Here is a 12643-nt window from a genome sequence, read left to right on the forward strand (position 1 = left end):
AAGCTCAAGCATCGGCAAGTTAGCCGCTGGCTTGAGCTTTTTTAATGGGATTAATCGCCAATAGTTCGGATAATAGTATCAAACGGATCTAATTCCAGGGTTTGTTGTCCATATTCCGTATCAATCGTAGTTTTTTGAAGCTGGTCGCTATTGTTAATCACGACGAGTATTTTACTTTCTGGATAATACGCACACTCTGTATATAAATTATCCGTAATATACTTTGTGTCCTTTAACTCATTCCCTGCATAACGAATCACATTTAACAGCAATCTTGTATTCTCAAAGCTTAAGGTGAAAGAAGGCAGGTAGATCCCCTTTCCTTTACCAAAGGCATGGGCAGACAATGTTATCATCCCACTCTTTTCACACAATACCGCCGCTGAGCCATCCGTAAGATAGATGTTATTTTTAGGTGTTATGCTGGCTCCTTCAGGCACTAAACCTTGCTCATCTCTAGCCTCAAATGTCCATCTTCCATGAGCTACCTTGGAGCCTGTATCCTCATCCAGACCAAGCACATGTGCCATTCTGAAAAAGCTGTCATAACCATCAAGCGCCGAAGGCTGATTGATACCTATAAAAGTACCGCCCTCATAAACCCATTCTGTCAGTAAGTCCACGCACTTATGGTCACTCCAATATTCTCCACCACTCCATGCTGAACCTGCCGAGCCGGCATTGATCACTACATCACACTCTTGTAATACTCCCTTACGGATATCTTCAAAATCAATGAACTGCACCTCAACCGGCAACCCGGACAAAGCCTCGTTGATATGAATCAGATCATGCATATACGTTTCATGGAAATGCCCGGACAAGGTCCACGATCTCAATTTGCCCCAAGCGTGCAAAATGGCTACCTTCGTCTTAATGTGATACGGTTTGCCTTTATGATGCAGCTCTTTAATTTCTCTGAATTCATCCGCGATCTTTTCGATATAATCACAAAAATCCGGATAAGGCTCTACAAGATGCAAATATCCGCCCAGTCCAATCCGATCTATAGGCTCTCTGAGCAAGGCGCGCCGGATATTAATCCAATACTTTTTGGCATCGAGCGTAGGGTTACCTCCCTCCATAAACGTAGGAAGCCCTCCCAATCCAACCGGAAATAAATAGGGATGCAGCCGAATCTCATGGGTATCTACTTTTACACCAGAGCAAAGCCTTGCCTCATACCCTGAGAACACACATTTAATCATCCCGTCAAAACCAAACTCCTCAAAACGGTCATTGTAAGGCTCCATGCCAACCCAACTATCATCATAGAAGACATACGCCAGCTTATCGTGCTTATGCACAATATCAATTAATTGCTTACCAAATTCGATGACAAAATCATTGATAAATGCCATATAGTCCAGCTTCCGCTGCTGCGCCGGGATATGACTGACCCGATATTTCCCACCATTCACAAAATCCTCGGCCGTGAGCGAATACCCATATTTCTTGGCAAACAGATCAAGCGCCCTTGAGCTTACCGTAAAATCATATGAACCCCAGTCCGAGAACAAATGGCGATTGCGCTCATCACTGCCCCAGATCCAGGCGAAATTATAAAAGAGGGAGGTGAACCGAACCACTGTTGTTTCCTTATGCTTATGACACCAATCTTCTATCCAATGGAGTAAATATTTTTGCGTTTCTACATAGATGGGATCAATCTGCATCAGATGCTCTTTTTCCCAGTGATTCGTGGTGTGATTGTACATGGAGATCTCTTCCCAAATCCGGTAGACCATGAAGCTGACTGTGTATTTATGCCAAGGCGTTATTCCAGTAATGACTACATTTCCCGATTCCCGCTCATAATTCCACAGTTCTCTTGGAACCTCTTCGCCCGTCGTTCGGTCAAAAACCTGCCAGTACTTAAACGCCTCTTTGGAATCATTCACTCGGAATTGTTCAGCAAAAAAATCCTCCATCAGATAGATGGATAAATAATCTTGTACCGCTACCTTCGGATTAGTTATTAAAAAGCTCTGCTGCAGCTTGTCTGAATTCTGGGACGCCCATTCGTTATGATCTCTGATGATGCAGATTGTAGAATAAATGCCGTATCCTGCGTTGATAATCTCATCGGACAACTGTGTGCCGTCACTGTCACGGATGACATCGGCACCCCAACGTTCAGCTAATTCCAGGGTCAATGCCTCATAACCGGATTCTCCCGGCAGTGTAAAGGCCCCCGTTGTTTGTTTGGACAACTTGGATCCCTCCTATTTAAGCATATCGGATAGAAAAGCTAATGCTAAGCCTTGCCCCCAGCCTTGAATCCAGTCTTTTGGAATATTGCGGTATCCTTCCCGGTCCTTCATAACCGCTGTTCCGCCAGAGACACCCAGTACCCGTCCATCTTCGCTGATATTGTTCAAAATACCTTTCAGGGCTTTTTGCACATATTTGGTATGCAGCGGATTGCCGTTATTGATCATAGCAGCCGCAATGCCGCAAGACGCGGATACTTCTTCATAAGACTCCTCGTCATCGAGTACTGTCCGCCACAGGCCGTTCTCCGTTTGCACCAGCTTGAGTGCGGCCAGCTGATCGCGCAGCGAACACTCCACGTCCATACACTGCGGATACAGATACCATTCTTTTAAAAGCTTTTTGACTTGCGACATGGTGTATGCGCCCCAAGCATTCGCTCTGCCCCAGAATAGTCCAGACATGTGATCCTGCTTCACATTATTGTAGCCATGGTACCAAAACCCGCTGCTAGGATCTTGCAGGTATTTGATATGCCAATAATATTGATTCAAGGCATCTTGAATCATTTCCTGATCCTTTAATTTGCTTCCTACACGGAGCAGGAAAAATGCCGCCATAAACAGGGTATCCGCCCATGCCTGTTCTGGAAAATCATTAGAAATAGAGACGGTATGCTGCAACACATGATCTCCGAATCTAAGCGCATTGTTCTGCAGATAATCTACTTTGCTCATCACAATATCCCAATATTTCTGATTGCCTGTTTCCTCATACAAAGTGATCAGCATATGACCCATGGCACAGGTATTTACCGTCCAATCCGGCAGACCCAGCTCGATATATTCATCTGCCCACTGGACAAGCATATCCAAATACTCTTTATTTCCTGTAGTTTCATAAGCTCTGGTTACCCCATAATAAGCCACACCACAAGGCCAGTCCCATGTTAAATCCATCGCCATTGTTTTTCTGACCACTTTGTCGATGACCCTTAAAATCTCTTCTCTGTCATAAGTTAATTGAAGCATCTTGTTTCTCCTCTCTTTCGCACACGCCCCCAAAGGCGCTTGAGAGCTGTCCGTCCATATTGTAAACGCTTTACTAACTCTATTGTAAGTAGTAAAATGGTCTGATTCTAAGCATATTCATAACTAAACTGTGCAATTTCAACCATTAACTTTTGTTCGCTATATCTTGGAATTAGCCGTGACTACAGAGAATATTTGGACTTTCGACCGCTGTTGTCGTAAGAATTTCTTGATTTGTAACGCTATTAGCGGTTGAAATCCGGAGACAAAGGCGGACGCTACGCCCCTAAAGTTCCAAGATTCTCCTCCGCCACTTTTCCTCAAATTGTATAATATCAAGTTCTCTTTATATAGTTGAATTTGATATAACGTTAACCTATAATCTACTCAACCTACGTAATAAGAATGGGAGTATTGAGAATATGCCCAGAAAAAAGAAACCCATCATTGAATACCGCCACTACAGCTTACCGATAAACTTTCCTATCTTGCTGTTAAGTGGTGAACGTTGGAAGATTTCTGATATTAAAAGTGAACATCTGCATTTCCATAATCATTTGGAGATTGGCATTTGCCATTCGGATAGCGGCATCATGGAGATCAAAGGAGAATCTGTGCCTTTTAAAGCCGGAGATGTGACCTTCATCCCTAGGTATCTCCCTCATACAACTTATAGTTCGCCGAATGAAGCCAGTCTGTGGTCTTATATCTTTTTTTCGCCTGAGGATCTTTTTCAGCAATCCTTCAAAAGCGCTTACAGCAACTTTGAGCCGAATCTGTGGGCAATTAAGGGAACAAACTGTATTTTGAATAAAGAGGAACATCCCAAGGTATATACCCTTGCGACATCGGTCGTAGAGGAATTGAAACAAAAAAATCCTTACTATCAAGAAAGTGCTTACGGCTTATTATTATCGCTTTATATAGAGCTTCTTAGAATTCATTCCCGGAATGAACCCTTGGTTAATCAAGACACAGAGCATAGCCTGAAGGGCGATTTTGTCATCTCACCCGTTCTGGAATACATCACTACAAACTACATGATGCCGATTACCATCGATTTTTTAGCTGATCTGTGCCACCTAAGTACCACTCATTTCCGCAGGAAATTCCATGAGATTATGGGGTCCGCACCTCTCGACTTCCTAAACAGTACCCGTATTGAAGAGGCCTGCAAGCAGTTAAAAAGTACGGATGATTCCATTCTCTCCATCTCTGAGCAAGTAGGTTTTCAGTCCATATCCAGCTTCAACCGATGTTTCTCCAAGCTTATGGGTGATTCACCTAAACAATGGCGTAAAGGCGCACAATCCGAAGCACAATCCGCTAAAGCGTCTATATTGGAGTTTACGGGGTGGGTATGATCCATTGATCTATTCTAGATCATCTTTCTCCCGATTGTTTTATATAACATGGTTCTTATCTTCTTTAACTGCGCAAAGTTTTCTTCAAATGAAATGCTGTGGGTCAGTGCCAGCCCTTTTGAGAAATCTTTTTTATATAGAAAAATTGATTCCAAATACAAACCTATGACATGAATCTGATTCCAAGTAGGATAACTTGAATGATGATAGAAGACAGTCAGCGTTTCTAATGCATAAAAATTATGACACCATCTCGCTTCCTCCATTATGTACTTCATTGCCGGTCCGTTATTGTTAATCATTATGTCTCGGAATTCATCTAAATGATTAGGCTGAACATCGACATATTCAATTGCATAAAATGGCTTTACATGCCGTTTTCGCGCGCCTTCCCCTGGTGTAGGGTACGTGCTGTTTGGTGTGGTTACAAGTAACTCCATACGGATTGTTTCGAGCACGAAAGGTATATTCACATTTTTTAAGTTAGGTAAAATGAATTCGGCATCTTCTTTTTCCTTGATCTGCATTAGGATAAGATAATCCCATATAATGAATTCTCCATGTTTTTCGGCTGTTTTGTTATGACTGTAAACTGAAATATCCTCCACAGCATTATTTTGAGTCATGGATCCTAGAACGTCTGTGAGTTGGCTCTTTATTTCTTTTTTCATATGCTTTTTATACTTCTTATCGACTCCGATACTCCAAGCAATATAATAAGTATCATTTTGTGGTGTCAGTTTTAGATTCTCTACGCTTATTTTCTTATCCATTTCTGTTTCCCTTTCTGTACAAGTCCCCAGCCATCGATGTATAATTCGTCTAAGATTTCTAATAGCTCGGAAGGGGTCTGAAGCAAGGCTGCTTATGGTTAATCGTAACCCTGCTTCCCAATAAACGCAAATAAGCCCCCCCCTCTGAACTGCCCCATCAGGCACAACAAAAAGGCATGCGTCCGGTACACTACCGAATTCATACCTAACAAGTCGCCTAATAAAATAAGCTGTTATGTGATAAGGCTAGCCTTTACTTGACCTCACAAAATCTATTTAACAAGGGAATGATTTGTTCCTTGCTCATAGGGGCGTCGTGCCCCGGGATATACGTAGTAAATGAAAGAGTGGATAAAAACACAATATATTCTTTCATTTTTATCGGATCAATTTTACCTTCTCCATGATAATAATCCCCGCTATGTGCATCGCCTGCGAATAATACTCCCGCTTCTTTTATATATACAACACAAGAATCATCTTCATGTGGCCCTCCTACCTTTATAATCTGGCAAGTGGTGCCCCCTAAATCCAGCGTTAAAGCATCCTCGAACATAATATTTCCTGTGCTAACCTTAATCTTATCAAACGTATCATATTCTTTTTTCATACAGTTATAGGCGAATTCTATTTCTTCTTTGGTCTCTAAGCGTTTTACAACAGCTTCTTCATCCCATTCCCATTCTTTCAGGCGCTGTAGTGCCTCATTCGTTGCTGAAGAGACTATAGTTCCCCCGTCAAAAGCATGCATACCAAAGGTATGATCCCAATGCCAGTGCGTGATCAAAGCATATTTGGGACGTGGCAGATTGTTATCATCTAAACACTTTATAAAGGCATCTAAATGCGATTTTGAATTACCACAATCAATCATAATTGAAAAGCTGTCACCTACAACATATCCCAAAACAGGTCTGTCTGTTTCTCTGACGTTTTCTAAATAATAAATAGAGTCATTTATTTTTTTGAGTTCCATCCTATTTTCTCTCCTTTATGGATACAGGTAAAGATACGCTCTATGGGGGAGATGATTACCTATTTATAATGGATGAAGCAGGTGCCATTGAGCAAGGGAGAGTTTAGTTATATTCACAATGTACTACGCCGTAGTTCATAAAAATATTGCACAATCGGATGCTTTAACTGCATCTTCTCGCTCATGTTTAAAATCCGCTTTTTCCCAACCCGTCTGTCCACTAAAGCCAGAATATTCAATAAGATATCATCGCTCTCTATGCTTTCCTCTATAGAAGTAGATAGAAACTTATTAGCTATAACGATAAAATTCGATTTACTTAATGACGTCTGTGCTGACAAGAGCTCCTTTGCAACTTCTGATATCTTTCTGCTTCTTGCAATGACTATTAGACGATCCTCCGGGATGTTCCCTTTACTATCTTTTCTAACCGCTTCAATGTCTTCAGGGTGGATTGGAATTTGGAGTTCTGAATCACTCTTAATCTCCTGCTCCGTCTGATACCATCTGATTGAGCTAGTTCTATCATTCATATTGAGTACGTTCTTTTTATCTACCGAAATATAACAGCTCCCTGATTTATCAGGTAAATAACGGTAGCTGCTTGCGCGATATTCAACCTTGCCAGATAACGCAGGACAGAGAAAACTCTCCAGTTGTTGCTTTAATTTGCTCCAGGACATGTATCCTCCAACAAGACGATCTCTTCTCCTCGTCTTTGCCTTATTTTTATATTTTCTTTTCCCCAAGCACACATAACATCCACGATCTTATTAGCTGTAACGCCATATTCCGTGAGGCTGTATTCAACTTTTGGCGGCATCTGCTGGTACACGAATCTTTTGACAAGCCCATCCCTCTCAAGTTCACGAAGCTGCTGGATCAGAACCTTTTGTGAGATGCCTTGAATATTACGCTGTAATTCACTTGTTCTTTTGGCACCGGACATCAAAAAGCAAATGATCAAAGCTTTCCACTTTCCGCCGATGATTTCTAGTGTTGCCTCTATCCCTAAATGATATTGTTTCATAGAATAACACCTCGTTCATGCTGATCAAATTAAGCTTACTCAAAACTTCATTGTTGCATATATTTTTTTCGGAGTCCAGTACACACCTCGAAGTAACCATCTTACTTTATTGTGTGTATTTTCTTTTTTTACAACCTGCAAGATAATAATAATATTCATAAATAATATAGGCCCGAGAATGGAGATTCATCATGAAAACACTAGTGATTTTGGCGCATCCGAACCTTGAGAATTCGAGGGTCAACCAGCGCTGGAAAGAAGAACTGCTGTTATATCCCAACGATATTACCCTTCATGAGATTTATAAGGAGTACCCTGACTGGAATATTAATGTTCCTAGAGAGCAGAATCTAATGGAAACATATGACCATGTGATCTTTCAATTCCCGTTGTATTGGTACAGTTATCCGCCGCTATTAAAAAAATGGTTTGACGATGTGTTGGCTTACGGATGGGCTTATGGATCAAACGGGAACAAGCTTAACGGGAAAAAGTTAGGGCTGGCCCTGTCCATCGGTGATAAAAAAGAAAATTATCAGCCAGCGGGCTCTGTTTCTTTTACCGTAGACGCAGTGATCGCACCCTTTAAAGCCAGTGCCAAACATGTAGGCGCAGAAGCCCTACCGTACTTTGCTGTTTTTGGAGCTTCATTCCAAGCCAGCGATGAAGAAATTAATACTAGCGCAAAAGAATATATCGAATATATCTTTAATCACCGTATTTGACACAAAACAAATTGGGCTATCCTTAGTCTTGTTCAAAGACTTTAAGGATAGCCCATAGCATTGTTGAAGCGGTCTAAAGATTCTCTGTAGTAAGGGTGAATCCTTCGATCACGGCATCTTCGTCAACCTCAATCAAAATGCAGCGTCTCCCATGATAATTCACTTGCTTCACATATTTTAAATCCTGCGGGCTGACCGAAATCGTAGCTACCTTTGTATCGATCTTAATCGATTTGGTAGTGAATTTCGGCATTACGCTGCTCGCCTTCATCTCATAATGCTTATCGTCAACGATCGTTTCAAACGCCCGTTCCACTTTTTCCATTGTCACGTTCTCTACGCCACTTACCGTGAGTACACGTTCCAGATCTCTATAATCGAGCTTTGGAGGTTCTTCCTTATCGTCGTTGGTTTCGATGACCTGATGGATCTCCTCGTACACCTGTGCGAGAGTGGTTGCATCAAGCTGTTCGCCCGCCACTTCCTTCACGATGTCTTCGAATATAGCTCTCTCTTCCAGTGCTGTCATGGATCTTTCGGCATTCAAGACCTCTCCGACAAAATGCGGATCTGGAAAGTTCGATTTCCCCGTACAATACAGAATACGGTTCACATCGGAATAATTGTCCGTCACACTTGGGTAAAAGAAACCTTGCTCCGGTGTGCTTAACTTGACGATCGGATCTACAATGACATTGTACTTGAACTCCCGCTCCACGTAATCAAACAAGAGAGCCTTCCGTTGTTTCTCCGTGGAATTCACGCTGCATAGGATAAAAGGATGCGCGAATAGTTCGTTTTTCTCACTTTCCTCGGCTTCATCGTTTCTATCTTTAGTCGGGCGGAAATACTGTCCTCGAACGAAAGTGATCACCGTATCCCGTTCATAATGAGTATCCGCCATCATTCTGTCCACCAACAGTAGCATCAGGTCCTGCCATTCATCTGGATCCCCTGTCACCAAAGCTTGATGAAGCATCACCTGCGCTGGCTCCTCCGCTTCCGCTTGAAACTTCAACTCGAACAATTTCTGATCCAGTTCACCGGTCAGGAGTTTTTTGAAATTGCCCATATACAGCTCCTGCTTCTCTCTGTCCACCATTCCAAATGGCTGGCGCTCCCAATGATAGATCTCGTTGCTTTCCTTCATAATATACACGTTGAGAATATCGTAAATACTCATTAAATCGTGATCCAGCTTAAATTGCTTGCGTATATGCGCGACTTCTTTCTTTATCATGATTCGTTAGACAACTCCTAGGAAGATTAATTGGTCTTTTCAGTATAAAGGATAAAAAAAAGCTTCGCTATACTAGTTGAACTTAAGATTTTTCTATTAAGGTAAGGTCGTGACTCCGGTGAATGTTTGGACTTTCCCTCCATACGTGCTCGTACTAATCAATTTATCGCATGCTCTAATGTATAGTCTTCAAGCTGAATATCTACCTGTTGATTCATGGCCAGCTTGGCTAGCTGTTCACCAAGAAAGGGTCCCATCGTTAATCCGGATGACCCTAGTCCATTAGCAACAATTAGTTTATTCCATCCTTGAACCCTGCCCAACACGGGAAGAAAATCTGCTGTAAATGGACGGAACCCTACTCTTATCTCATTTAGGCTACAATCCGCAAGACCGGAAGCCGTTTGAAGACCTTTATTTAGAATTTCTTGCATTCCTCCTGCGGTTACAGCAGTATCATAACCTACGACATCATTTTCGTGAGTAGCACCTACCACGATATTTTGATCCGCAAATGCGAGTATATATTGATCTGTAGGCGGCATTACCACAGGCCATTGCTCTGTACTCGCTTGTTGAGCAAGCTTCAAATGCATAATTTGAGCTTTTTGATAACGCACCTGAAGCATGATCCCAAGCGGATGAAGCAAAGCGTTAGACCAAGCCCCTGCGCACACAATCACTTCATCCGCTGTGAATGTCTGTTCTCCTACACTAACCCCTTTAATTTCATGTTCATCATGTTCTAAAATAGCATCTCCCTCAATCATTTGCGCACCATTACGCTGAGCAGCCCTTAGCAAAGCATCACGTAATTCACGTCCGTTCACTCTTGCTGCACCGGATACATGAAGCGCATGATAACCTTCCGACAATAATGGAAACTTCTCTTGCGCTTCAAGATCCGTCAGCATCGTAAGTTCCCCTATTTCAGGGGCGTCCTCTCTGCGCAGCTCCGCTCTTTCTTTCATCGCGAGTAACTTTTTCAAATCCTCATGGATACATATCGCTCCAACTTTTGCGTATCCAGTCTCGGTTTCTCCAGCCTCTTCCAACTCTTGAATAAGTGCCGGATAAAAGCTTGCTCCCGCTTTAGCAAGACGATACCATGCTTTGTTTCTGCGTTGAGACAACCATGGACAAATAATCCCTGCTGCTGCATCCGTTGCTTGTCCAATATCCTTACGATCTATAATGATGACCTCAGCACCTAACTTACTTAGCTGATAAGCTGCTGAAGCCCCTAATATGCCTGCACCAATTACAATAACCTTGTTCATGTTCGAAGTCCCTTCAGTTATTCATTTTTTTAATCATTCACTACTTACCCATTGTATCTTAAATTTGACATTTCTAATGAATTATCGTACTATAAATTTCACTCAGTTAAAAGTACTTTAATTGAAGTACTAAAATAAAAGTGTTATTCAGAAGAAAGAAGGAATACAGTTGAAGTTTTCACAGTTTTTGAAGTCCAAAGGGGCCATTGGTTCTATTTTTATGGGTGTGTTCTATGCCATTGCGATGCTTGGTATTTTCTTACCAGGGTATACAGCACTTCCAGGGAACATGGATGATTTAAAAATTGCTATTGTCAATGATGATGCAGGTCAATATGGGGCTCAGATTTCGAGTCAGTTCTCGGAGAGTTTACCATTCAAAACGATAAAAACCGATGTATCGAATAAAAAAGCGATGGATGAATTAGAACATAATAAGTTAGCTCTAGTTGTCCATATTCCAGAAGAATTTTCAGCCAACGTTCAAAGCGGTAAGGTATCCGCAAGTATTGTTTTCACAGTCAACGAAGCTTCTGCCACCATGGTATCTTCAGCCATGTCTTCCGTTGTAGGAGAAATTAACAAACAATTAAGCGCGAACTTCTCAGAGCAAACCGCAAAAGGTGTGTTAATGAACTTTAACGTACCAGAAGAACAAGCCACCGCAATGGCTACACAAATTGAAAATAGCTATGTCGGGAATTATGTTGTCATCAATGATGTTCCGGACGGCATGCACAACAACATGTTACCTATGTTCTTAACTATGGCTGGTTATGTTGGGGCAATGATTGCCTCCATGCAATTAGTTGCTTCTTTTAAAGCGAACCGCGGGAAAGCAAGCAAGACAAAACTGTTTATGTTCGTTCAATTCACAGCTTTATTAATCGCTGTATTATCAACAGTCGTTGCTTTAACCATTGCCTTCTCTGTTGCAGATGTAGACCTATCCTTACTGTTACCAGTTGCTGCTCAACAAATTCTAATGTATATGGCTGCATTCAACGTGTGTGCGATTATGGTCTTCCTAGTTGGCGAAGGCGGTATGGTCTTAAATATTCCAATCCTGCTCATGCAAACCATCGCCAATGGTGCTACCATGCCTCGTGATATGATGTATACACCATACGATTGGTTCGGCCGCATCACCCCGATGTATTATTCTGTGCAAGCTTATTTGGCACAAATGTTTGGTTCTATTAGTCCAGCACCCTTCTTATGGGGATTAGCAGGCGTATTTGCCGGGGCTATGATGATTAACATTGTAATCGTCCGGTTTGTTCATAAACCTGTACCTGTGACTAAAGAAACTATACTGCCCGTTGAAGTTAAAAATACAGCTGAAATAACCGCCTAGGTTTGGTAAGATAGAGTTTAGCCAACAATTAGGAGTGGGTTCTGTGATGTCAATTCAAATTTATATCTTAAGTAAGTTAATGGATGAAAATAATTATCCTTATAAATTAAAAAAAGAACTATCCACCCCTATTCCTTTTGATAAATTGCTCAATCTATCTGAAAGCAAACTGTATTATCACTTTGAATCTCTTACGAAACAGGGCTTAGTTGAACAGGTAGAGATTATCAAAGAAGAACATCGTCCAGACAAACAGGTGTTTTCCATTACCGATAAAGGGCGCAAGCAGCTCCCGCTCAAAATTTATAAGGTAATAGAAGATGCAGAATCTATTTCAGATATGATTGTCGCTCTTGTGAATCTTCGTTTTGTAGAGACTGATAAAGTGATCCCGATTATCGAGAAGAAAATTGAACAGTCACTTATAAAAAAAGATCAATTAAATCAAATCTACCAGCAAATAGATGTAGATAGCTCCACTCGTGAAAGTGTAGATTTCATGGAAAGCTACTACGCTTCTCAACTTGAGCAATCTATACACTGGTGGAAAGTTCTTTTAGAAAAGCTGAAAACGAAAACGATATAAAAAAGAATGCCTTGGATTATAGCATAATCAAGGCATTCTTTTTTTATTTCCAGCACCAATCACACAA

General features: G+C 41.5%; 12 protein-coding genes. 4 read left to right on the forward strand and 8 right to left on the reverse strand.

The genetic code is table 11. The features are described 5' to 3' along the window. Positions 1-50: 50 nt before the first annotated feature. Together gnpA and MHH63_RS20540 are read right to left on the reverse strand one after the other, a co-directional pair. A complete protein-coding gene (gene gnpA / locus MHH63_RS20535; protein WP_076279450.1) occupies positions 51-2213 on the reverse strand; it encodes a 1,3-beta-galactosyl-N-acetylhexosamine phosphorylase in 2163 nt (720 codons plus the stop codon). A 12-nt stretch (positions 2214-2225) separates the two neighbouring features. Next, entirely contained in the window at positions 2226-3245 is a 1020-nt protein-coding gene (locus tag MHH63_RS20540) for a glycoside hydrolase family 88/105 protein (protein ID WP_076128555.1), read from the reverse strand. 422 nt (positions 3246-3667) lie between these two features. Here MHH63_RS20540 and MHH63_RS20545 point away from each other — a divergent pair, with 422 nt between their 5' ends. Next, the gene (locus tag MHH63_RS20545; RefSeq protein WP_076279451.1) at positions 3668-4609 is read left to right on the forward strand and encodes a helix-turn-helix domain-containing protein; all 942 of its coding nucleotides are present in this window, start codon (positions 3668-3670) and stop codon (positions 4607-4609) included. A 14-nt stretch (positions 4610-4623) separates the two neighbouring features. On the opposite strand, the gene MHH63_RS20550 is transcribed toward MHH63_RS20545, so the two are convergent. The 4 genes from MHH63_RS20550 to MHH63_RS20565 all read right to left on the reverse strand — a co-directional run bounded on the left by MHH63_RS20550 (position 4624) and on the right by MHH63_RS20565 (position 7388). Beyond that, positions 4624-5382 (reverse strand): hypothetical protein, encoded by a 759-nt coding sequence (locus MHH63_RS20550; protein WP_076305253.1) that lies wholly within the window; start codon positions 5380-5382, stop codon positions 4624-4626. A 253-nt stretch (positions 5383-5635) separates the two neighbouring features. Next, on the reverse strand, positions 5636-6358 hold the full coding sequence (locus MHH63_RS20555) for an MBL fold metallo-hydrolase (protein WP_076305254.1): 723 nt from the start codon (positions 6356-6358) through the stop codon (positions 5636-5638). 113 nt (positions 6359-6471) lie between these two features. Then, positions 6472-7041: an SF0329 family protein gene (locus MHH63_RS20560; RefSeq protein ID WP_076305255.1), complete on the reverse strand. Its 570-nt coding sequence runs from the start codon at positions 7039-7041 to the stop codon at positions 6472-6474. Further along, positions 7023-7388 (reverse strand): winged helix-turn-helix transcriptional regulator, encoded by a 366-nt coding sequence (locus tag MHH63_RS20565; RefSeq protein WP_076282561.1) that lies wholly within the window; start codon positions 7386-7388, stop codon positions 7023-7025. Before MHH63_RS20565 ends, MHH63_RS20560 begins: the two co-directional genes overlap by 19 nt. Before the next feature lie 191 nt (positions 7389-7579). On the opposite strand from MHH63_RS20565, the gene MHH63_RS20570 reads away from it, so the two are divergent. Next, the gene (locus MHH63_RS20570; protein ID WP_076185134.1) at positions 7580-8113 is read left to right on the forward strand and encodes an NAD(P)H-dependent oxidoreductase; all 534 of its coding nucleotides are present in this window, start codon (positions 7580-7582) and stop codon (positions 8111-8113) included. Between the two features lie 73 nt (positions 8114-8186). Here the strand turns inward: MHH63_RS20570 and MHH63_RS20575 are convergent, their stop codons facing one another. Then, entirely contained in the window at positions 8187-9353 is a 1167-nt protein-coding gene (locus tag MHH63_RS20575; protein ID WP_076185135.1) for a DUF4317 domain-containing protein, read from the reverse strand. 158 nt (positions 9354-9511) lie between these two features. Beyond that, on the reverse strand, positions 9512-10633 hold the full coding sequence (locus MHH63_RS20580) for an NAD(P)/FAD-dependent oxidoreductase (protein WP_341172055.1): 1122 nt from the start codon (positions 10631-10633) through the stop codon (positions 9512-9514). A gap of 169 nt (positions 10634-10802) precedes the next feature. On the opposite strand from MHH63_RS20580, the gene MHH63_RS20585 reads away from it, so the two are divergent. Then, the gene (locus MHH63_RS20585; protein ID WP_341172056.1) at positions 10803-11990 is read left to right on the forward strand and encodes a YhgE/Pip domain-containing protein; all 1188 of its coding nucleotides are present in this window, start codon (positions 10803-10805) and stop codon (positions 11988-11990) included. Between the two features lie 46 nt (positions 11991-12036). Further along, a complete protein-coding gene (locus tag MHH63_RS20590) occupies positions 12037-12576 on the forward strand; it encodes a PadR family transcriptional regulator (RefSeq protein ID WP_076128531.1) in 540 nt (179 codons plus the stop codon). Positions 12577-12643: the final 67 nt, after the last annotated feature.

The sequence above is a fragment of the Paenibacillus sp. FSL H3-0310 genome (genome assembly GCF_038002785.1).
GTDB lineage: Bacteria > Bacillota > Bacilli > Paenibacillales > Paenibacillaceae > Paenibacillus_AQ > Paenibacillus_AQ odorifer.

Excerpts from the sequence above, each read along its gene's own strand:
- MHH63_RS20555 (WP_076305254.1), bottom strand. The coding sequence starts at position 6,358 with ATGGAACTCAAAAAAATAAATGACTCTATTTATTATTTAGAAAACGTC.
- MHH63_RS20590 (WP_076128531.1), top strand. The coding sequence starts at position 12,037 with ATGTCAATTCAAATTTATATCTTAAGTAAGTTAATGGATGAAAATAAT.
- MHH63_RS20570 (WP_076185134.1), top strand. The coding sequence starts at position 7,580 with ATGAAAACACTAGTGATTTTGGCGCATCCGAACCTTGAGAATTCGAGG.
- MHH63_RS20565 (WP_076282561.1), bottom strand. The coding sequence starts at position 7,388 with ATGAAACAATATCATTTAGGGATAGAGGCAACACTAGAAATCATCGGC.
- MHH63_RS20550 (WP_076305253.1), bottom strand. The coding sequence starts at position 5,382 with ATGGATAAGAAAATAAGCGTAGAGAATCTAAAACTGACACCACAAAAT.
- MHH63_RS20575 (WP_076185135.1), bottom strand. The coding sequence starts at position 9,353 with ATGATAAAGAAAGAAGTCGCGCATATACGCAAGCAATTTAAGCTGGAT.
- MHH63_RS20545 (WP_076279451.1), top strand. The coding sequence starts at position 3,668 with ATGCCCAGAAAAAAGAAACCCATCATTGAATACCGCCACTACAGCTTA.
- MHH63_RS20560 (WP_076305255.1), bottom strand. The coding sequence starts at position 7,041 with ATGTCCTGGAGCAAATTAAAGCAACAACTGGAGAGTTTTCTCTGTCCT.
- MHH63_RS20580 (WP_341172055.1), bottom strand. The coding sequence starts at position 10,633 with ATGAACAAGGTTATTGTAATTGGTGCAGGCATATTAGGGGCTTCAGCA.
- MHH63_RS20540 (WP_076128555.1), bottom strand. The coding sequence starts at position 3,245 with ATGCTTCAATTAACTTATGACAGAGAAGAGATTTTAAGGGTCATCGAC.